Source organism: Marinobacter sp. Arc7-DN-1, assembly GCF_003441595.1.
Classification (GTDB): Bacteria; Pseudomonadota; Gammaproteobacteria; order Pseudomonadales; family Oleiphilaceae; genus Marinobacter; species Marinobacter metalliresistant.
Genome location: NZ_CP031848.1, coordinates 745,869 through 766,997 on the forward strand (window position 1 = coordinate 745,869; position 21,129 = coordinate 766,997).

The following is a 21,129-nucleotide window of genomic DNA, read 5'->3' on the forward strand; positions in this document are numbered from 1 at the left end:
GGCGTGCTGGCACGCAAATGAGGCGACCGGATGACTGTGGGTTGGCAGCCGGCTAGAATGCTGCCTTTTCTATCAGCAGATGGAGTCTGAACTTGGCCACCAGAGCGGAGCAGAAACTGAAAACCCGGCGGGCATTAATGGATGCGGCGCTCTCGCAACTCAGTGCCGATCGGGGATTCGGCAGTCTGAGCTTGCGGGAGGTTGCCCGGGAGGCAGGCATTGCCCCGACTTCCTTTTACCGACACTTTGCCGAGCTCGATGAACTGGGTCTGGCCCTGGTGGATGAAGGTGGCGTTGCTCTGCGGCAACTGATGCGTCAGGCCCGTAAACGGATCGCCCGGGACGGTGGCAGTGCCATTTCAACATCCGTGGAGACGTTCATGGAGTATCTTGGCAACAATTCGAACCTTTTCCGGCTGATGCTGCGTGAGCGTACGGGCGTTTCAACCACGTTTCGAACAGCGGTGAAAGCGGAGATCGATCATTTCGTGACGGAACTGGCCGATGACCTTCGGCGGGTCGCGGAGGAAAAGAACAAGCCGCTTTCTGAAGCGAGGCTGGTGGCCGAGGCCATGGTGACGCTGGTGTTCAACCAGGGTGCCGAGGCGCTGGATGCGACTCCGAAGGAGCGTGAGGAACTCAAGGTTAAGCTGAAAACCGAGCTACGGATGATTCTGGTCGGTTCCCAGACGCTGGCAAAATACCAGGCTCGTTCAGGACGCTAGACGCCCGACCGGAGTTCCAAGAGCACCGGACCAAGCTGCTTCCTGACCAGCTCCAGCTCCTGATCGGTATAAGGCACCGGCGCCTGCGTGCCCCACACCGGGCCTGGCCACGCCGGGTCGCCTTCGAAACGCACGATATGGTGAATGTGAAGCTGGGGCACCATGTTGCCGAGGGCGGCGACGTTCATCTTGTCGCCGCCGAACACGTCCATCATGGCCTCGCTGAGCACCGAGGACTCCCGCACCAACTGGTGCTGCTGATCCGCCGACAACTGGTAGATCTCCCGGACCCCGGCAACAGCCGGAACCAGAAGCACCCAGGGCCAGGTACTGTCGTTCATCAGCCGGATCTCACACAGCGGACTATTGCCGAGACCAATGGTATCGGCATTTAACCGTTCGTGTAACCGGAAGTCCTCTGGGCTGCTCATGATCGCCCCCCCCCTTGTTTGCTGCCAATGTGATTACTGCGAATGGAACTGGGTACGGCCACGGCCGATGGCGTAGTAAATCAGCCCATAACGTTCGAGCATGTCCGGCTCGTACAGGTTGCGGCCGTCGAACACGACCGGCTCACGGAGAGCGGAAGCGACCGACTCGAAATCCGGTGAACGGAACTCCTTCCATTCGGTGCAGATTGCCAGCACATCCGCGCCCTTGAGTGCTTGCTCTTTGGTACCGCAGAGGGTCAGACCGTCCTGGTCACCGTAGATGCGCTGGGTTTCTTCCATGGCCTCGGGATCAAAGGCCTGAACGGTGGCGCCGGCTTTCCACAGGTCTTCCATCAGGGTACGGGCGGACGCTTCGCGCATGTCGTCAGTGTTGGGCTTGAAGGCCAGCCCCCAAATGGCCACGACCCTGCCCTTCAGGTCGCCACCGAAGTAGTGACTGATCTTATCGAACAGGACGTGCTTCTGGGCGTAGTTGACCGCCTCAACCGCGTTCAGCAGACGCGCCTCATAGCCACAGTCACTGGCCGTCCGGGCCAGCGCCTGTACATCTTTCGGGAAGCAGGAACCACCGTAACCACAGCCCGGGTAGATGAAATGATAGCCAATCCGGGGATCGGAACCGATACCACGGCGGACGGCTTCGATGTCCGCGCCCAGTCGTTCGGCCAGGTTGGCGATCTCGTTCATGAAGCTGATCTTGGTAGCCAGCATGGAATTGGCAGCGTACTTGGTCAGCTCCGCAGATCGCAGATCCATGAAGATCATGCGGTCATGGCTGCGATTGAACGGGTAATAGACTTCCCGCAGCAGTTCCGCCGCCCGCTCGCTGTCGGTACCGACAACAATGCGGTCGGGCTTCATGAAATCATTGATGGCAGCGCCTTCCTTGAGGAACTCGGGGTTGGACACAACGTCAAAATCAAGCTCCAGCCCACGGCGGTCAAGCTGGGCCCGAACCGCTGCCCCGACCTTGTCACCAGTACCAACCGGCACCGTGGACTTGTCCACGACCACCTTGTAGTCGTCCATGAATTCACCGATGGACCGGGCCACAGCAGTAACGTACTGCAGATCCGCTGACCCGTCCTCATCCGGAGGCGTGCCGACCGCAATAAACTGCAAGGTCCCGTGGCCGACGGCTTCTTCGGTGTCTGTGGTAAAGGAAAGACGCCCTGCCTCGACGGTGTGCTTCACAATGCTGTCCAGACCTGGCTCGTAGATGGGAATCTGACCATTCTTCAGCTTCCCGATCTTGGCCTGATCAACATCCATACACAGAACGTGATGACCAACATCCGCCAGACATGCGCCGGTCACAAGCCCTACATAACCGGTTCCAAAAATCGTAATTTTCATCCGTTAAATCCCAACACAAACAAGAAAATTAATGGGTGTCGCTGGCTTTTTTCTTCCGCCAGATGGCTTCCCAGGCCAGCGCGGTGCCAACAATCGTATTCAGGTCGTCATAATCAGGCTGCCAACCCAGGGTTTGCCTGATAAGAGTGTTATCCGCCATCAGCGCCGCCGGGTCGCCCGCGCGCCGGCCGGTTTCGGTAACCGGAAAATCGGTGCCGGACTGTTTCTTCACAACATCAATCACTTCCCGAACCGTGAACCCGCGACCATAACCGCAGTTCATGACCTTCGAACGACCGCCGTCCGCCATGTAATCCAGCGCCATGACATGCGCTTTGGCCAGGTCTTCAACATGGATGTAATCCCGGATGCAGGTGCCGTCGCGGGTGTCGTAGTCGGTACCGAAGACACTCATGCCCTCGCGCTGGCCGGTGACGCACTCACAGGCCACCTTGATCAGATGGGTCGCCTCGGGCGTGGCCTGGCCGAGCAGGCCATCCGGGTTGGCCCCCGCCACATTGAAGTAGCGGAGGATCACGTAGTTGAGGCCGGAGGCCGCCGCCAGGTCCATGATCATCCGCTCGCTCATCATCTTGGAGGCGCCGTAGGGATTGATGGGGGCCAGCGGCAGATCCTCGGTCAGCACCGTCTGCTCCGGCATGCCATAAACCGCCGCAGTGGATGAAAACACCATGTAGGGCACTTCGTGCTTCTCGACCGCTTTCAGAAGGTTCAGGGTGTTGCGGGTGTTGTTACTGTAATACTTCAGGGGATTGGCGACCGACTCTGGCACGACGATGTTGGCTGCGAAGTGCAGGACCGCTTCAAACCGGTGCCGGGAGAACAGTTCCCCGACCGCCGCTTCATCGGCCAGATCGCCGACAACCAGCTCCCCTGCCGTGACCGCCCAGCGATAACCCGTGGACAGATTATCGAACACCACGATGTCGTGACCGGCCTGGCCCAGCTGGCGAACCACATGACTGCCAATATACCCGGCGCCGCCGGTAACGAGGACTTTCATAGGCGGGAACTACTCCTTCCCTGAAGATTGTTTGCGAAGGCGCCGGATTTCCGCCCGCCGCCGACTGAAAAATTCAGTGATCATCTCACTGCAACGATCTGCCAGAACACCACCGACCGAGGTCACACCCCAGTTCAGATGAGGCTCTTCCAGCGTCCGGCGTGCCGATTCCACCGCCCCGGCCTTGGGTTCGGCAGCGCCGTACACAAGGCGACTGATGCGGCCATGGACAATGGCACCCACGCACATGGTACAGGGCTCCAGCGTAACGTAAAGCGTGGCGCCAGGCAGCCGGTAATTGCCAACCCGGGACGCGGCGTCGCGCAATGCCCGGATTTCGGCATGGGCAGTCGGATCGCAGCCGGAGATGGGCGCGTTAAAGCCCGCCCCGATCTCCCCGCCCTCCAGCACCACCACGGCGCCCACAGGCACTTCCCCCTTCGCCGCGGCTTCCGATGCAAGCTGCAGAGCCCGGGTCATCCAATAGTGATCGGCTTCTGTGCGGGACATTGTCTTTTCGGGCATGGCGTCAGTTAAGCCGGGGGCAGAGTTTAGCCGGGGTCAGAAGAAAGCCTTCTTCTGACCCCTTGTTCACTGACCCCTTATTCAAATAACCACTTAAATACAGCAGGTTATGATTTTCCAGAAGATTTAAAGTGCGATGAAAATACCATGATCAAAAATCTATTGAAAACACTTCTGTTCCGGGAGCCGTTTTCGCCATCATACCGGCGAGTCGGAAGCCAGACCGAGAATGGGTTTTCGCCTATCGGTTGTCTCAATCAAAGGTGACCTCCTTCTTCCACAGGCGTTATCCAGTAAACAGCGTCACCGGTCACGCTGTTTTCCGCCTGGCGAAGCGCCTCCAGTACGGCACTTACATCGGCGTCATCAAGCAGGATATCCACCCGAACCCGCGGTGTGTAGCCGACCACTTTATCACGTGCCGAGAGAAACGGGTCGCGTTCCACCTGAGCCCCGTGCCCTTCCACATGGCTGAACGTAAAGCCGGATACCTCGCTCAGGGTCCGCAGTTGGTCGCCCAATTCCTGCTGGGTATTGGCATGCACAATAAGCGTCAGAATCTTCACACGTGGTCCTCCGTTGCGGGTTGAGCCAGGCGTCGCTGCGCCCGCCCTTCTGTCCAGGCATATAAGGTAGGAAGCAGCACCAGTGTGAGCAGCGTCGACGTGAACAGTCCGCCGATCACCACGACCGCCAGCGGGCGCTGCAACTCGGAGCCCGGCCCGGTCGCCGTCAATAGCGGCACCAGGCCCAGGCTGGCGATTAATGCGGTCATGAGTACCGGGCGCAACCTGCGTTCGGCACCTTCCTGAACCGCCTGGAGCAGCGTTCGGCCGGCTTCACGCAACTGGTTGAAGTAGGTCACCATCACCACACCATTGAGCACCGCCACACCGAACAGGGTGATAAAGCCTACGGATGCCGGTACCGACAGATACAGGCCGGACAGGTACAGGCTGATCACGCCGCCGATCATGGCGAACGGGATGTTGAGTATGATCAGGCCGGCCTGGCGAAGGGAGCGAAAGGTGGTAAACAGCATGACGTAAATCAGCGCGACGGCCACCGGCACGACCAGCGCCAGACGGGCGCCGGCGCGCTGCTGGTTCTCGAACTGGCCGCCATAGGTGACGTAATAACCCGGTGGCAGTTGCAGTTCGCGTTCCAGTGTGGCGCGTACATCGTCGACGAAACCCACCACATCGCGGCCTTCGACGTTAGCCTGCACCACCACCTGGCGCTTGGCCGATTCGCGGGTGATCGCCACCGGCCCATCCACTTCCCGCAGCCTGGCCAGACTGCTCAAGAGGATCTTTTCTCCCGTCGGTGTTTCCACCTTTAGCGCACCGATGTCTGCCGGGGATGTGCGTGACTTTTCCGGATAGCGTAGCAGTACACCTACCCGGTAGTTGCCCTGGATCACCTCGGTGACCACACGACCACCGACCGCAATCTCCACCAGCCGATTGATGTCATCGACATTGATCCCGAAGCGGGCGATGGCCTGGGGATCGATCTCGACCTGCAGGTAAGTCTGACCCGAGAGCGGCGCACGAAAGACATCGACGGCGCCGGGAATGCTGTTGACCAACGTTTCGATCTGTTTGGATTTTTCCTCCAACACCGGAAGATCGTCGCCATACAACTTGATGGCCATCGCGGCCCGCACGCCGGTCAGCATCTCCGAGACCCGCATGTCGATGGGCTGGGTGAAGGCGTAGTCGATGCCGACGAAGCGGTCGAGCTTCTCACGCAACCGTTCCTGAAACTCCTCCAGGCTTACCGTCCACTGATCGCGCGGCTTGGTGATGATGAAGTTGTCGGTCTGGTACAGGCCCATGGGGTCCATGCGCAGTTCGTCGGCGCCGGTACGCGACACCACGCCGGTGACCTCGGGTAGTTCCATCATGGCCTTTTGGTAGGGCTCATCAAGCGCCAGCGAGCGCTCCAGCGAAATGCTGGGCAGCTTTTCGATGATAACCACGGTGGTGCCTTCATCCATGACCGGCATGAACTCCTTGCCAATCATAGGAAACAGTGCGGCTGCGATCACCAGCAATACCAAGGCACCGCCAACTGCGGTCTTGCGGCTGTTCAACGCCCAACGCATTACCGGCAGATAGGCCTGTTTCAGCAAAGCCAGCACCCGGTTATCCTTTTCCGCGCCACCGCGCATCAACAGGCTGGCGAACACCGGAATGACCGTCAGCGACAGGAGCAACGAGCCGATGAGCGCGAACGCAATTGTCACCGCCAGCGGCGTAAACATCTTGCCTTCCAGCCCGGACAGGCTGAACAGGGGCAGAAACACCACGATAATGATCAGCACGGCGGAGATCACCGGAGTCGCCACCTCCAGTGTTGCCCGGTAGACCAGGTGCAGACGACCAATCCCCTTGGGCGCATGACTGAGTTGCGCATGAATGTTCTCGACCACCACCACCGCGGCATCCACCAGGATACCGATGGCAATCGCCAGCCCGCCGAGCGACATGAGATTGGCGCTGACGCCGAACAGGCGCATCATTACAAAGGTGAACAGCACCGAAAGCGGCAAGATCAGCGCGACGGTCAAGGCGGCCCGGAGGTTGCCAAGCATGATGATCAACACCAGCAACACCAGCACCACGGCCTCGCCCAGCGCTTTTTCCACGGTCCATACCGCCTGCGTCACCAGCTCGGTGCGATCATAGAAGGGTACGATATGGACCCCCTCGGGCAGCGCTGTCTTGAGCGCCTCCAGTTCGCGTTTCACTCCATCAACGGTGGTGCGGCTGTTGGCGCCCTTGCGCAACAGCGCAAGGCCGGTAACCACCTCGCCTTCGCCGTCGGCGGTGACCGCCCCGTAGCGGGTCAGGGAGTTGATGCGGACCTTGGCTACGTCACTGATGTGTAGAGGAATTCCGTCACGGGTTGCCACCGTGATGCTCCGAATGTCGTCCGGATCCCGCAGTTGTCCCACAGTGCGCACCAGCAATACTTCGTTGTTACGGTTGATGCGGTCTCCGCCGGCGTTGCGGTTGTTATTCTCCAGTGCGGTCTCCAGGTCCTCGATCGACAGACCGTAGGCCAGCAGCGCCTCGGGATCGGCTACGACTTCAAACACCTTGACCTCGCCGCCCAGGGAATTGACCTCCGCCACTCCCTCGAGTGTACGCAAGCGTGGGCGGATGACCCAGTCCTGAATACGGCGCAGCTCCCGGTTGCTGTAACCTTTCCCCTCGACCCGGTACATATACCCCTCGCCCAGCGGCGTGGTGATTGGGCCCAGACCGCCCTCCACGCCAGCCGGCAGCTCGCCCCAGACCTGGTTGAGGCGCTCGGCCACCTGCTGGCGCGCCCAGTAGATGTCGGTGCCGTCCTCGAAATCGATGGTGATGGAACTCAGGGCGTACTTGGTGGTGGAACGGAGCACGGTCTGGCGCGGCAGCCCCTGCATCTCCGCCTCGATGGGAAAGGTGATGCGGCTTTCCACCTCGGTGGGCGACAGGCCCGGCGCCTTGATGATCACCTGCACCTGGGGCGAGGCGATATCCGGGAAGGCGTCGATCGGCAGGGTGCGAAATGCCCATATCCCACCGACGGTAAGTGCGGCAGCGAGCAGCAGGATCATCAGCCGCTGGATCAGGGAGAAACGAATCAGTGCAGCAATCATGGCTTACTCGCCTCCCTGGTACTGCCAGTGCGATTTCAGCTCGGCCACACCGCCGCTGACAATCTCGGTGTCGGCCGCGATACCGGCGCGCACCGCAATCCAGTCGCCCGCCTCCGTGCCGATTTCGATCGGAACCGGCTTGAAGCGCCGTGGACCCGTCACCTCGAACAGGTAAGCCTGCTCGCCGACCCGGAACACCGCGCTGGCCGGCACCACCAGGCCCTGGTAGGAAATCCCGGTCAGCGTCACGGCAGCGTACATGCCAGGCCGCAAGACGTCGTCCGGGTTGTCGACCACGATTCGACCGCCCAGGGTCTGGCTTTGACGCTCCACTTCCCCGCCCAGAGATTGCAGCCGCCCGCGGTATTCACGCCCGGGGCTGGCCTCAACCTGGATCAGGACTTCCGCTCCCAGCTCGATCCGGGGCAGGCTTGCCACCGGCACTCGTACCTCGGCCCACAGGCTGGACAGGTCGTCGACATGAAAAGCGGCCTGGCCAGCGGTAGCCAGTTGCCCCGACTCGATCTCGACACCGGTGACCATGCCATCAATCGGGCTGATCAGCTCGAACTCCGCCAGGCGGTCGGGCTTTTGCGCCAGCGCCTGTATCTGGTCGTCCGACAACCCGGCCAGCGATAACAAGCGACGGCGGGCATCCAGGGTGGCACGGGCACGCTTGTATTCGCTGTCCACCGCGAGCCAGCGGCTTTCCGCGACGATGCCGTCCTTCCATAACCCCTCGATGCGGGCGCGCTCGGCGCGCGCCAGATCGAAGCGGGCCAATGCCTCCAGGTAATCCGCCTGCGCCTGGCCCAGGCTATTGCTACGCAACCGGGCCAGTACCTGTCCCTTATGCACCGTGTCATTCTCCACCATCAGCAACTCGGTCACCAGGCCATCCACGACAGGTGTAACACGGTGGCTCTTGCGCCGGTCAGCGGTGAGGGTAGCGGTCAGACCCAGGCGTGGTTTCAGCTCACGGGCAGTCACGGTAGTGGTGGCAAGCTGGGCGCTGGCCAGTTGCTGCTGAGTCAATACCAGTTCAGCGGCCGGCGCCAGCGCCGGGATTAGCAGGAAAAACAGAGTGGCTAAAGGCTTATTCATTATCAGTATCCTGTTCAGTGGCGACAAGGGCACGACCGGCGGCCAGGCGCAGATCCGCGGCCTCCAGCCACGCCTCTTGCAGCAGTTCCAAATAGCGTTCGTGGGCGTCAAAATAGGTGTTGTTGGCATCGATCACCGAGAGGATCTCCACCTCACCGCTGGCATATGCCTTGCGCGTCAGCTCGAATACTTTTTGCGCAGGCTGGAACACCCGCGTGCGGTAATGCTCTCCCTGCTTAACGAGCTGATTCAGATTCAGATAGCTCTGCCGCAGGCGGCTATCCAAATCCCGTTCCAGCACCTGCAGTTCCGACTGGCCCTCAATGACTTGAGCCCGGGCTTCTCCGATGCGACCGCTGTTTCGGTCCCAGAGAGGTATGGTGATACCCAGGCCGATTCCGGTGACATCCTGGCGACGTCCGTTGAGTAAATCCTGCTCACGAAACACACTTAGGCTGAGATCCGGCAAGCGCTCGGCACGGGCCAGGTCCACACCTGATCGCGCCGCCTCGACTCGGTGTTTCGCGGCGAGCAGCGCCGGATGGTTCGCCAGACCGGCTTGCAACTGTTCCAGCGCGGGGACGAGGCCGAACGGTTTAAGGGAAGTCAATTGAGGTGTCGTCTCGCCGGATAGCCCCAAGTAGACACGAAATCTGCTCAGCGCTTCGTTATAGGCGCCTTCGGCACTATTCAATGCCTGTTGCGCGGCTTCCCGGATCAGATCCATGCGCAGACGCTCCAGCTCGGAAAGCTCCCCGGCCTGGGCGCGGCGGCGCCCGGTGTTCTGCAGGTCATCGGCAAGTTGCAGGCGCTGCTGTGCCAGGCGCAGGCGCCCCAAAGCCAGCTGCAGGCTGTGATAGCGCTGCGCCACCTGGGTTTCCAGGCGGATCTGCTGATAGCTCTGCTCAGCACGGGCAGCGTCCAGGGCCGCCCCGGCGACCGCTTGCTGGTGTCCAAGACGACCGCTCAGCGGCAGCGGCTGGCTGATCGCAAACTGGGTAAAATCAGTGCCTCCGGTGCCCGCGTCCTTGCCGATACTGTCGTCGGCACGCAATTCGATCTGCGGGTTCGGCCACACACCGGCCTGTTGCAGTGCACCCTGGCGGGCACCGACCGCCGCCTGCGCACCACGGATTTCCGGCGCAATCTCGACCACGCGCCGGATACTGTCTTCCAGTGTCCATATACCCTGCGATTGACCCATGGCCGATACCGGCACAGTACAGGACAGCAGGAACCACAGTACTACCGCTCGCCGGTTTTTTCGGCGCGCCAAGAACAAAACATTGAACATTACCCACTCCTGAGCGCTGCGTCGGTGATACGACACGCGCGGAAAAGCATTCAAGATAAAAAGCCATGCGGCATTGCTCAGCACAGACCAACGGCAGGTCTTCGCAGGCAAAACCATCTAAAGGGAAGTCTCAGAGTCTCAGAGCGGGGGTGCGCGCAGGGGCGGTCTTAGACTGAAAGCGGAAGAGAGGAATGGTGCATGGCGATAGAGGCGCCACGATATCCGGGAGCAAAGCCGTCTCGGCAGAAGCAGGATCACTGCCGAAAACAAAGCGATGACCAGCGATCCAGGCGGCAGTTTTTTCAGGACTCCTTGTTGAGACAGGTCGATTTGACCCACTTGGTCAGGATGTTTCTTAGCCGAAACTCCGTAGTCGACGTGGCCATGTTCCTGATGCGCATGTTCCGACGTGGTCGACTCATGATCGTAAGTATGCATGTGCAACCGCGCGCCCTGGATAAACACCAGGGCGATAGCCAGGTAGGCTACCCAGAAGATTTTCGTGAGCGTGGTTAATTGTGATCGATGCATGGTTTCGGGATCATACTCAGTTCTCCGATGCCGGGCAATAACCTGTTAGCTCAAGCAGAAGACCCGCACCATATACCTGAATCATGGCAATCCGGCCGCCAGCAGCTTTGACGACCTGAGTTAAGCCGGGGTCAGAAGAAAGCTTTCTTCTGACCCCTTGTTCACGGGACTTGACGTGAGAACGCCCACGACGTCCGCCACATCCGTCAAGCCGACAAGATCCGGCGAGGCCTCGATCAGGCGCTCCACCAGCGCATCCGGGTCACAGTCGCGGTCGGACAGTTAGTACTTCAGCGTAAAAATGTATTCCATAGATCAATCCTCCGGTACCGTCTCGCCAGCCCTCCTCTTCCGCATGCTTGAGCGCGGTTTCAATCTCTTTCTTCGGATGTGCCGGACGAGTCATTCCTTGTTTCCAGTATGGGGATAACGACCAAGGTCGTCAGCCAAATTAGGGTACATCCAAAAACTGTTGTAATAGTCCCGTATTGGGACTAACGTTTTAAGCATGAGAATCATCGCACTATCGACACTGAAAGCCTTCTGGGAAGAAAACCCGGAGTACCAGGATGCCAAAGAGCCGACACTGGCCTGGCACCGTCATACCCAACATGCCGATTGGAGCTCACCTGCAGAGGTAAAGCAGGACTTCAGGAACGCAAGCATCCTCAAGGATGGCCGGGTGGTGTTCAATATTGCGGGGAACAAGTATCGACTTGTGGTCTGGATAAGCTACGCCTATCGCGTCGTATACATCCGCTTTATTGGCACCCACTCACAGTATGACAAGATTGATGTGCAAACGATTTAACTGCCGGAGGATTAACGATGGATATCAAACCGATTAAAACTGATACCGACTACCAAGCGGCATTAAAAGAAATTGAAAGCCTGATGATGGCTGGACCAGACACCTCAGAAGGCGAAAAGCTGGATGTCATGGTCACACTGATCGAGGCTTATGAAGCCAAGCATTTCCCGATGGATTTGCCTGATCCTGTTGAGGCGATCAAGTTCGAAATGGAACGCAAGGGCTTAACCGCTAAAGACCTGGAGCCGATGATCGGCAAAAGTAATCGCGTGTACGAGATCCTAAATCACAAGCGCTCGCTGACTTTGAAGATGATCTGGAAGCTCCACGAAGGCTTGGGTATTCCGGCTGAATCGCTGATCAAACCGCCTCAAGCTCATGCCTGACCAAAAAAAGGAAAAGGAGACACCCAGATTTATTTTCTGCTCAAATATTGATCGGCGCCTGTCCGGGACATTGCTTTTTCGGGCCTGGCGTCAGTTAAGCCGGGGTCAGAAGAAAGCCTTCTTCTGACCCCTTGTTCATGCGGACTCCGGTTATTCCCACTCAATTACAAACGAGCAGTTTTTTGTATTTATTTTCATACTCTTACGATTTCCGTTAATGTTAATACCATGAAAAATATCATGTTCAGAAATTGTTGCTAATCACTCGAAAAACTGACGGATCAAACAACGGTTGCCTCTCTTTCCAGCTTGATATATATTCATATTTGTTAATTATGAATATTTGGAGAGCAATATGGCAACGACAAGTCTCAGCCTAGGTGAGCACTGGGAAGTTTACATCAAGAATGAGATTGCCAGCGGGCGTTACGGCTCTGCCAGTGAAGTTGTCCGGGATGCCCTACGCTCAATGGAAGAGCGCAAAAGCAAACTTGACGCTTTACGAAGTCATTTGGCGCAGGGCGTTGAACAGGCCAGAGCCAGTGAGTTCATTGATAATTTCAAAATGGACACACTGATCAACGATCTGGATAACGAAGTCTGATGCCCGGATTCAGAGTTACCCCGAGGGCTCAGGATGACTTAAAAAACATCGGCCGATATACAGAGCAGCACTGGGGTAAACGCCAACGAAATAATTACCTGAAAGCACTCGAAAAACGCTTTGGCTGGTTAGCAGAAAATCCACGGTTGGGCAAACATCGCCTGGATGTGGCTGAAGGCTATTACAGTTTCCCTCAAGGCGAGCATGTTGTCTTCTACCTGATTGGTGAAAAAGGCATTGATATTATCGGCGTCCCGCACAAGGAGATGGATATCATTACTTATTTTCTACCTGACTGAACAATCAGGTATTAAGGGTGACATGCCTGCTGTTGCCTGCCAGTGCCAGATCTGGCCTACTCCCACTCAATTACAAACTGGTCATTTTTATACTTTATTTTCAATAGCTTAAGCATATTGGTAAGTGACATTACCATGACAGATACCATGTACAGTTGTGCTGCTAATCACCTTGTAACTTACCGGGATAACGCTGTCACGCCGCACACTTACAGGATCGGTTGACTTACCGGACTCCTAGGCATATGCTTTGACATATGCCTTATAAGCCGGAGGATATTCGAATGTCAACTTCTGAACGCCATGTACGCCTCTTTCGCAACGGGCGCAACCAGGCCCTACGCATCCCTCGCGAGTTCGAGTTGGAGGGTGAGGAAGCACTCATCCACAAGGAGGGTGACCGGCTGATTGTGGAGCCGATCCGTAAAGGCAGGCTGCTGGCGCTGCTAGCCTCTCTGGATCCCTTGACTGAACCCTTCCCCGATATCGATGATGACCTGCCTCCATTGGATGACGTGCAGCTATGAATGGATCCCTGGCGTATTTACTGGATACCAACATCCTGTCCGATCTTGTCCGCAATCCGCAAGGCGTGGTAGCAGCACAGATCACCAAGGCAGGCGAGGATACTGTCTGCACCAGCATCATTGTAGCCGCGGAACTCCGCTATGGCGCAATCACGTCAAACTCTGCAAAACTTGCAGAGCGCATTGACATGATCCTCTCGGCACTGGAAATCCTGCCACTGGAAACACCCGCCGACCACCAGTACGCATCATTACGCCATCACCTCACACGTCAGGGAACACCCATTGGGCCAAATGATCTGCTGATTGCTGCACATGCACTCGCAAATGACCTTACAGTTATAACCGCCAATGTCAGGGAATTCTCCCGGGTGCCAGGGCTGAAAGTGGAGAACTGGCTACAGGCATAGTCTGCGGCGCCTGCCCAAAACACATTCCCGCCGGCATTTACTTATGGAATGATATCAGTTTACGCTTCTCTTACTTGATAATACCATGAAAAATGCCATTGATAATGCAGATTGTATTATCGATTAGGTAATTTTTATTATTATATTTCAATGTGTTAAAATTTTTGTCACTCCCACTCAATGGTCGCCGGCGGCTTGGAGGATACGTCGTAGGTTACCCGGGACACACCGGTAATCTCGTTGATGATCCGGTTGGAGACCGTTTCAAGCAGGTCGTACGGCAGATGTGCCCAGCGGGCTGTCATGAAGTCGATGGTCTCAACCGCTCTCAGGGCCACCACGTACTCGTAGCGGCGGGCATCGCCAACCACGCCTACCGACTTGACCGGCAGGAACACGGCAAACGCCTGGCTGGTCTTGTGGTAGAGATCGGCACGGTGGAGCTCTTCCAGGAAGATGGCGTCTGCCTTGCGCAGGATATCGGCGTATTCCTTTTTCACTTCACCGAGAATGCGCACGCCCAGGCCCGGACCCGGGAACGGGTGACGATAGACCATATCGTAAGGCAGGCCCAGCTCAAGGCCAATCCGGCGCACCTCATCCTTGAACAGTTCCCGCAGCGGCTCCACCAGCTTCATTTTCATGGTTTCCGGCAGGCCACCCACGTTATGGTGAGATTTGATGACGTGCGCCTTACCGGTCTTGGAGGCGGCTGACTCGATTACGTCCGGATAAATGGTGCCCTGGGCGAGCCAGTTCACATCGCGGATGTTGGCCGCTTCGCTGTCAAATACATCGATAAAGGTGTTGCCGATGATCTTGCGCTTCTGCTCAGGATCATTGATGCCCTTGAGTTTAGACAGAAACAGGTCTTCTGCATCCACCCGGATTACTTTCACGCCCATATTGCGGGCAAACATGTCCATCACCTGGTCGCCTTCGTGGAGACGCAACAGGCCGTTATCCACGAACACACAGGTCAGCTGGTCACCGATCGCCCGGTGCAGCAACGCAGCAGTCACGGAGGAGTCGACACCCCCGGACAAGCCCAGCAGCACCTTGTCGCTGCCTACCTGATCCCGGATCTGCCGAACCGCGTCGTCCACGATCTTCGCCGGCGTCCACAGCGCCTCGCAACCACACACGTCCAGAATAAAATGCTCGAGAATCCGCTTGCCCTGAAGCGTATGGGTCACTTCCGGATGGAACTGAACACCATAGAGGTTCCGGCTCAGGTCCTGCATGGCGGCAATGGGGGCGCTTTCGGTAGACGCCAGCAGCTCGAAGCCTTCTGGCATAGCCACCACCTTGTCACCGTGGCTCATCCAGACATCCAGCAACGAATCGCCGGTGGTGGTCAGGTGATCGGTGATATCCCGTAGCAGCGGGCCGGTGGCGCGCACTTTCACCTGGGCGTAGCCAAATTCCCGCTTCTCGGAACTGGCAACCCGGCCGCCGAGCTGCTCCGCCATGGTCTGCATGCCGTAACAGATACCGAGGACCGGAATGCCGCGATCAAACAGGCCTTCCGGCGCCCGGGGGCCGCCCAGCTGTGTGACCGACTCAGGCCCACCGGCAAGAACAATCCCTTTCGGGTTGAACTCGTTGAGTTCTTCCTCGGTAATATCAAACGCCCTGATCTCACAGTAGACGCCAATCTCCCGTACACGGCGGGCAATGAGCTGGGTGTACTGGGAACCGAAATCGAGAATCAGGATGCGGTGGTCGTGAATGTTCTGGGCCATGGAGTCCTCGGAGCTAAATGAACAACGCGGCCCTCAGGGGAGCCGCGTCTGGTCAGGCAATGATTAACCGATACGGTAGTTTGGCGCTTCTTTGGTGATGGTCACATCGTGCACGTGGCTCTCACGCATACCAGCGTTGGTGATGCGCACAAATTCCGGCTTGGTACGCATCTCTTCCATTGTGGCGCTACCGGTGTAGCCCATGGAAGCACGCAGGCCGCCAATCAGCTGGTGAACGATGTTGCGCATTGGCCCCTTGCAGGCGACACGGCCTTCAATGCCCTCGGGCACCAGCTTTTCGATACCCTTGCTGGCATCCTGGAAGTAACGGTCGCTGGAGCCCTGCCCCATAGCGCCGATTGAGCCCATGCCACGGTATGCCTTGTAGCTGCGGCCCTGGAACAGCTCAACCTCGCCGGGTGCTTCATCGGTACCGGCCAGCAGGCTGCCGATCATGACGCAATGGGCACCGGCGGCTATGGCCTTGGCGATATCGCCAGAGAATCGTATGCCACCGTCGGCAATCAGCGGTACGCCGCGTTCCTTCAGGGCAGCCGCCACGTTCGAGACCGCTGAAATCTGGGGTACGCCAATGCCGGCGACAATGCGGGTAGTGCAGATAGAACCGGGACCAATACCCACCTTCACGGCGTCGGCACCGGCGTCCGCCAGAGCGAGAGCCGCCTGGGAGGTTGCAATGTTACCGCCAATCACCTGAACTTCCGGGAAGTTCTGCTTGACCCAGCGAACACGCTCGATCACACCCCGTGAATGACCGTGGGCGGTATCAACCACGAGCACATCCACGCCGGCCTCTGCCAGCGCCGTAATCCGCGCCTCGGTGTCGCCGCCGGTACTGACAGCGGCACCGACACGCAACCGCCCCTGGTCATCCTTGCAGGCCAGCGGGTAGTCTTTGGCCTTCTGAATGTCCTTGACGGTGATCAGTCCACGCAGCTCGAAATTGTCATTGACCACCAGCACCTTTTCGATGCGGTGGCGGTGCAGCAACTCCTTGACGTCGTCCAGGCAGGCCCCTTCTTTCACCGTGACCAGCTTATCCTTGGGCGTCATGATGTCCTGCACCGGGGTGTCCATCCGGCTTTCAAACCGGATGTCGCGGCCAGTGACAATGCCCAACAGATCGCGGCCATCGACCACCGGCAGGCCGGAAATGTTGTTGGCCATGGTGATATCCACCAACTCGCGGACGGTGGTATCCGGTGTCACGGTAATCGGGTCTTTCACCACTCCGCTTTCGAACTTCTTGACCTTCCGAACCGCTGCTGCCTGCTGCTCAACGGTCATGTTCTTGTGCATGATGCCAATTCCGCCTTCCTGGGCCATGGCGATGGCCAGGTCCGCTTCGGTAACGGTATCCATTGCGGAAGACACCAGCGGAATGTTCAGAGTGATACCTTTGGTCAACCGGGTCTGCAGGCTAACCTGGTGGGGAAGAACTTCTGAATATCCGGGAACCAGCAGAACGTCATCAAATGTGAGGGCTTCTTCGGCAATTCGCAGCATTGGGATCCGCCTTTTGAACGTGCTAAGTTGGGAATTTCCGTGCTGTACCCGCGGCGGTACAACAAAGCAAAATCCTTAATCGATCCATTATAAAGGGGCTCTCGGGGACAGTAAACCGCGCCGTTTTCAACGTTCGATTGCATCTTTTTGAAATTTCGCTATTTTTAACCTCCCATTTTTCGGCTTTTGCGTATGCATAACGACGGAGTCAGACCGGTGACATCTCCCCTTCAGGACACCCGCCCCCGGGCACTCAGCGTCAGCGAACTGAACCACCAGGCCAGGCACCTGCTGGAATCCAGTTTTATGCAGGTGTGGGTGGAAGGTGAACTGTCGGGATTTTCACGGCCTTCCTCCGGGCACTGGTACTTTTCCCTGAAGGACCGAAAATGCCAGGTACGCTGCGCCATGTTCCGCGGTTTGAACCAGCGAATCCGCACATTGCCAAAAGAAGGGGACCAGGTACGCATCCGCGGCAAAGTCACCCTCTACGAGAACCGGGGCGACTTCCAGATTATCGTCGAGCATATAGAGCCGGCCGGCCTCGGCGCACTGCAGCAGGCCTTTGATGAGCTCAAGCGCAAACTTCTCGCCGAAGGCCTGTTCGATAACGCCCGAAAAAAACCGTTACCTTCACTACCAAAACACATTGGTGTGGTTACCTCTCCAACCGGCGCGGCCATTCACGACATCCTCACGGTACTGGCACGTCGCTGCCCGGCCATTCCGGTTACCCTTTATCCAACCGCCGTGCAGGGCGAGGCAGCAACCTCCGATATTGTCCGTGCCATTGAACGGGCCCAGGCCCATGGCGTTGCCGATGTACTGATCATCGGCCGGGGTGGCGGATCTCTGGAGGACCTCTGGTGCTTCAACGAAGAAGCCGTGGCCCGGGCCATTGCAGCCTGCACAATCCCCACCGTCAGCGCGGTCGGTCACGAGGTGGATGTCACCATTGCTGATTTCGTTGCCGATCTGCGGGCCCCGACGCCCTCGGCCGCTGCCGAAAAAATCTCACCGGACCAGTCCGACTGGCTGAAGCAGCTCCGTGAGCGGGAGTTCCGGCTCTCCAACGCCATGGAGCTTGCCCTGAAACGCCTCAACACCCAGCTCGGGCACCTGGCCGCGCGACTGCGGGATCCGAGACGGGAATTGCTTGAAAAGGCCCAGCGCATGGATGAGTTGGAGCTGAGGCTTGGAAAGGCTATCCGACAGCGCTTGAGCACGGTAAGTACCAGGAATGACCACCTGCGCCAGAGGCTGGTGATGCAATCACCTGGCCGGCAGCTTTCGCAAAACCAGGCTACGGTGAACCGCATTACCGATCAACTGGTCTCGCTGATGCAACAGGGCCTCAGGTATCGGCGGGAAAACCTGGAACACGCGGCACAGACTCTCAATGTCGTGAGCCCCCTGGCGACCCTGGGCCGTGGTTACGCCATCGTGCGGGATAGTGATGGCAGGATCATCCGGGAGGCATCGGCGGTCAGTGCCGGGGAAACCGTTTCTGCCCGGGTTGCCAAGGGTGAGCTGACGGCAAAGGTGACATCGGTCAAATCTGCGGAGGAAACGGAGCCATAAACCGGCCAGACTAAGCCAATGGTCTACTAGTCCGTGATTTCAAACGGCCTAAAGTTGTCAGGAAACGCACTAAAACAACAACAGGCACGATGAGGTGGAATATATGGACTACCACTCAGAATTCCGGCGGTCAATAGACAACCCGGACGACTTCTGGCGTGAACAGGCGGAAAAAATTGACTGGTTCGAACCGCCGAAAACCATCTGGCAGCCGACCGACAACGGCCACGGGCAGTGGTTTCCCGACGGCACCCTGAACACCTGTGACGTGGCGCTGGATGCCAACATCCGGGCCGGCCGGGGCGACCAGAAAGCCCTGATCTACGATTCACCGGTCACCAACACCAAGCGCTCCTACACCTACAACGAACTCACCGACGAGGTGGCCCGTTTCGCCGGCGCCCTCAAGGATCGTGGCATCACCAAAGGTGACCGGGTCATCATCTACATGCCGATGATTCCTGAAGCCGTTATCGCCATGCTCGGCTGCGCACGCATCGGCGCGATTCACTCGGTGGTGTTCGGCGGTTTTGCCGCCCACGAACTGGCGGTTCGCATTGATGATGCCACACCCAAAGCGGTTATCACCGCCTCCTGCGGTATCGAAGTGACTCGCGTCATCGAATACAAGCCACTGGTGAACAAGGCCATCGACCAGGCCAGCCACAAACCGGAAACCTGCATTGTTTACCAGAGACCCCAGGCAAAGGCAGACCTGAGCCCGGGCCGTGATTTCGACTGGAACGAACTGATGGCGGCCGCCGAACCGGCTGACCCGGTGCCCGTCAAATCAACCGATCCGCTCTATATCCTCTATACCTCCGGCACAACCGGCAAGCCGAAAGGCGTGGTCCGGGACAATGGCGGCCACGCGGTTGCCCTGAACTACAGCATGAACCTGGTATACGACGCCAAACCCGGCGATGTTTACTGGGCCGCCTCGGACGTGGGCTGGGTAGTCGGCCACAGCTACATCGTCTACGCCCCGCTCTTTGCGGGCTGCACCACCATTCTCTACGAGGGTAAACCGGTAAAAACGCCCGATGCCGGCGCATTCTGGCGGGTGGTTCAGGATCACAAGGTAAACATGCTGTTCACCGCTCCGACGGCCTTCCGGGCGGTTCGCAAGGAAGACCCCGAGGCGGACCAGCTTTCCCGCTACGACATCAGCTCTCTCAAGCGCCTGTTCCTGGCCGGCGAGCGGCTGGACCCGGCGACGTACGAATGGCTGAAGGAACATACCGGCCTGCCGGTTCTCGATCACTGGTGGCAGACCGAAACCGGCTGGGCCATTTGCTGCAATCCGGTCGGCATCGAAATGATGGCCACCAAACCCGGCTCTGCGACTGTACCCTCACCCGGTTACAACGTTCAGGTGGTGGACAGGAACGGCAGCCAGATACCCGCGGGCGAACAGGGGCAGATTGCCGTAAAACTGCCACTGCCACCGGGCTGCATGATGACCGTTTGGGGCGACGACGAGCGCTTCCGCAAAACCTATCTGGAACCCATTTCCGGGTTTTACAGTTCCGGCGACGGCGGCTTCATTGATGATGACGGCTATGTATTCATCATGGGCCGCACGGATGACGTGATCAACGTTGCCGGCCACCGCCTGTCTACCGGCGAGATGGAAGAAGTGGTGGCCTCCCATCCAGCCGTCGCGGAGTGCTGCGTGGTGGGTGCTCACGATGACATGAAAGGACAGATTCCCATTGGTCTCGTGCTGATCAAGGATGGTGCGACCATTGACCACGATGAGCTGGAAGATGAGCTGGTGGAGATGATGCGTGACAAGATCGGTGCCATTGCCTGTTTCCGGCGGGCCCTGGTGGTCGAACGCCTGCCGAAAACCCGCTCCGGCAAGATCCTGCGACGGGTGATCCGGCAGATTGCCGATGGCGAGGAATACACCGTTCCCAGCACCATTGACGACCCGGCCATACTGGAGGAAATCAGCGAGCAATTCCGCCACTAGCAGCCTGTCGGCAACCGGTAATCGTCCCCGGTCAAACCGGGGACGATGGGTCTGTATGTCCTGACTCACAACCCGTTGTTTCCAGGCAAATTAAAACCTGCATGAAAGGGTTGAAAATTTCGTTGACGGCCCCCGAACTCGGTCTATACTGAAAATGCTGTGAACATACAGCGGTATTTGGTGAATGCGTTTCAACGTCCTGCCGAAGTGCTCTTCGTTGCCCCTTTCCTCAGTACTCTCTGGATTTCTCAGCACCGGTTCCACATGGAATTTGAAGGTCCCGTGAGGGCAAATTACAGAAAGACAGGAAAGATCAATGTCCGATACTAAAACTGGCCACGTTAAGTGGTTTAACGAGTCCAAAGGCTTTGGCTTTATCGCTCAGGACGGTGGCAGTGACGTGTTTGTTCACTACAGCGCAATCAATTCAAGCGGTTTCCGTACCCTGACCGAAGGCCAGCAGGTACAGTTTACCGTTACACAGGGCCCGAAAGGTCCCCAGGCGGAAAACGTAACCCCCGTCTAAGGGTTTCCGTTCCGTCCTTTGCCCCTCACGGGCATTGGAAAATCAACAGGCCGGCATTCGTGCCGGCTT

The 21,129-nt window shown here is 58.0% G+C and carries 21 protein-coding genes; 10 read left to right on the forward strand and 11 right to left on the reverse strand.

Annotation, left to right across the window (positions count from 1 at the left end; genetic code table 11):
- Positions 1 to 92 precede the first annotated feature (92 nt).
- Positions 93 to 725: an HTH-type transcriptional repressor FabR gene (gene fabR / locus D0851_RS03460; protein WP_117617373.1), complete on the forward strand. Its 633-nt coding sequence runs from the start codon at positions 93 to 95 to the stop codon at positions 723 to 725.
- Here fabR and D0851_RS03465 read toward each other — a convergent pair.
- The 9 genes from D0851_RS03465 to D0851_RS20150 all read right to left on the reverse strand — a co-directional run bounded on the left by D0851_RS03465 (position 722) and on the right by D0851_RS20150 (position 10,666).
- The gene (locus tag D0851_RS03465; protein ID WP_117617374.1) at positions 722 to 1,156 is read right to left on the reverse strand and encodes an HIT domain-containing protein; all 435 of its coding nucleotides are present in this window, start codon (positions 1,154 to 1,156) and stop codon (positions 722 to 724) included. The genes fabR and D0851_RS03465 overlap by 4 nt on opposite strands.
- 33 nt (positions 1,157 to 1,189) lie before the next feature.
- Positions 1,190 to 2,533 carry a UDP-glucose dehydrogenase family protein gene (locus tag D0851_RS03470; protein ID WP_117617375.1) on the reverse strand — a complete coding sequence of 448 codons (1,344 nt, stop codon included), beginning with the start codon at positions 2,531 to 2,533 and terminating at the stop codon, positions 1,190 to 1,192.
- 28 nt (positions 2,534 to 2,561) lie between these two features.
- Positions 2,562 to 3,557, reverse strand: a complete 996-nt coding sequence (gene galE, locus D0851_RS03475; RefSeq protein WP_117617376.1) for a UDP-glucose 4-epimerase GalE — start codon at positions 3,555 to 3,557, stop codon at positions 2,562 to 2,564.
- 9 nt (positions 3,558 to 3,566) lie between these two features.
- Positions 3,567 to 4,067, reverse strand: a complete 501-nt coding sequence (tadA, locus tag D0851_RS03480) for a tRNA adenosine(34) deaminase TadA (RefSeq protein WP_117617377.1) — start codon at positions 4,065 to 4,067, stop codon at positions 3,567 to 3,569.
- Between the two features lie 272 nt (positions 4,068 to 4,339).
- Positions 4,340 to 4,648, reverse strand: a complete 309-nt coding sequence (locus D0851_RS03485) for a DUF3240 family protein (RefSeq protein WP_162893682.1) — start codon at positions 4,646 to 4,648, stop codon at positions 4,340 to 4,342.
- Complete coding sequence (locus D0851_RS03490) at positions 4,645 to 7,737, reverse strand: efflux RND transporter permease subunit (protein WP_117617379.1); 3,093 nt, start codon at positions 7,735 to 7,737, stop codon at positions 4,645 to 4,647. The genes D0851_RS03485 and D0851_RS03490 overlap by 4 nt, the downstream gene beginning before the upstream one ends.
- A gap of 3 nt (positions 7,738 to 7,740) precedes the next feature.
- Positions 7,741 to 8,841, reverse strand: coding sequence for an efflux RND transporter periplasmic adaptor subunit (locus D0851_RS03495; protein ID WP_162893683.1), 1,101 nt, complete (start codon positions 8,839 to 8,841; stop codon positions 7,741 to 7,743).
- Positions 8,834 to 10,135, reverse strand: a complete 1,302-nt coding sequence (locus tag D0851_RS03500) for a TolC family protein (protein ID WP_162893684.1) — start codon at positions 10,133 to 10,135, stop codon at positions 8,834 to 8,836. The genes D0851_RS03495 and D0851_RS03500 overlap by 8 nt, the downstream gene beginning before the upstream one ends.
- A 138-nt stretch (positions 10,136 to 10,273) precedes the next feature.
- Complete coding sequence (locus tag D0851_RS20150) at positions 10,274 to 10,666, reverse strand: hypothetical protein (RefSeq protein WP_162893685.1); 393 nt, start codon at positions 10,664 to 10,666, stop codon at positions 10,274 to 10,276.
- A gap of 508 nt (positions 10,667 to 11,174) precedes the next feature.
- Here D0851_RS20150 and D0851_RS03510 point away from each other — a divergent pair.
- From D0851_RS03510 to D0851_RS03535, 6 genes are all read left to right on the forward strand, one after another.
- Entirely contained in the window at positions 11,175 to 11,477 is a 303-nt protein-coding gene (locus D0851_RS03510) for a type II toxin-antitoxin system HigB family toxin (protein ID WP_117617383.1), read from the forward strand.
- Positions 11,478 to 11,494: 17 nt separating this feature from the next.
- Positions 11,495 to 11,863 (forward strand): helix-turn-helix domain-containing protein, encoded by a 369-nt coding sequence (locus D0851_RS03515; RefSeq protein ID WP_117617384.1) that lies wholly within the window; start codon positions 11,495 to 11,497, stop codon positions 11,861 to 11,863.
- A 355-nt stretch (positions 11,864 to 12,218) separates the two neighbouring features.
- Positions 12,219 to 12,467 carry a type II toxin-antitoxin system ParD family antitoxin gene (locus D0851_RS03520; protein WP_117617385.1) on the forward strand — a complete coding sequence of 83 codons (249 nt, stop codon included), beginning with the start codon at positions 12,219 to 12,221 and terminating at the stop codon, positions 12,465 to 12,467.
- Positions 12,467 to 12,766, forward strand: coding sequence for a type II toxin-antitoxin system RelE/ParE family toxin (locus D0851_RS03525; protein ID WP_117617386.1), 300 nt, complete (start codon positions 12,467 to 12,469; stop codon positions 12,764 to 12,766). Before D0851_RS03520 ends, D0851_RS03525 begins: the two co-directional genes overlap by 1 nt.
- A 284-nt stretch (positions 12,767 to 13,050) precedes the next feature.
- Positions 13,051 to 13,293, forward strand: a complete 243-nt coding sequence (locus D0851_RS03530; RefSeq protein ID WP_117617387.1) for an antitoxin — start codon at positions 13,051 to 13,053, stop codon at positions 13,291 to 13,293.
- The gene (locus tag D0851_RS03535) at positions 13,290 to 13,703 is read left to right on the forward strand and encodes a type II toxin-antitoxin system VapC family toxin (RefSeq protein WP_117617388.1); all 414 of its coding nucleotides are present in this window, start codon (positions 13,290 to 13,292) and stop codon (positions 13,701 to 13,703) included. The genes D0851_RS03530 and D0851_RS03535 overlap by 4 nt, the downstream gene beginning before the upstream one ends.
- Positions 13,704 to 13,870: 167 nt before the next feature.
- On the opposite strand, the gene guaA is transcribed toward D0851_RS03535, so the two are convergent.
- Together guaA and guaB are read right to left on the reverse strand one after the other, a co-directional pair.
- Positions 13,871 to 15,448: a glutamine-hydrolyzing GMP synthase gene (gene guaA, locus D0851_RS03540; RefSeq protein WP_117617389.1), complete on the reverse strand. Its 1,578-nt coding sequence runs from the start codon at positions 15,446 to 15,448 to the stop codon at positions 13,871 to 13,873.
- A 63-nt stretch (positions 15,449 to 15,511) separates the two neighbouring features.
- A complete protein-coding gene (guaB, locus tag D0851_RS03545; protein WP_117617390.1) occupies positions 15,512 to 16,975 on the reverse strand; it encodes an IMP dehydrogenase in 1,464 nt (487 codons plus the stop codon).
- A 192-nt stretch (positions 16,976 to 17,167) separates the two neighbouring features.
- On the opposite strand from guaB, the gene xseA reads away from it, so the two are divergent.
- The 3 genes from xseA (at position 17,168) to D0851_RS03560 (ending at position 21,060) form a co-directional block, all read left to right on the forward strand.
- Entirely contained in the window at positions 17,168 to 18,556 is a 1,389-nt protein-coding gene (gene xseA, locus D0851_RS03550; RefSeq protein WP_117617391.1) for an exodeoxyribonuclease VII large subunit, read from the forward strand.
- A 103-nt stretch (positions 18,557 to 18,659) separates the two neighbouring features.
- Complete coding sequence (locus D0851_RS03555) at positions 18,660 to 20,534, forward strand: propionyl-CoA synthetase (RefSeq protein ID WP_117620263.1); 1,875 nt, start codon at positions 18,660 to 18,662, stop codon at positions 20,532 to 20,534.
- Between the two features lie 316 nt (positions 20,535 to 20,850).
- Positions 20,851 to 21,060, forward strand: a complete 210-nt coding sequence (locus tag D0851_RS03560) for a cold-shock protein (RefSeq protein WP_048494874.1) — start codon at positions 20,851 to 20,853, stop codon at positions 21,058 to 21,060.
- Positions 21,061 to 21,129: the final 69 nt, after the last annotated feature.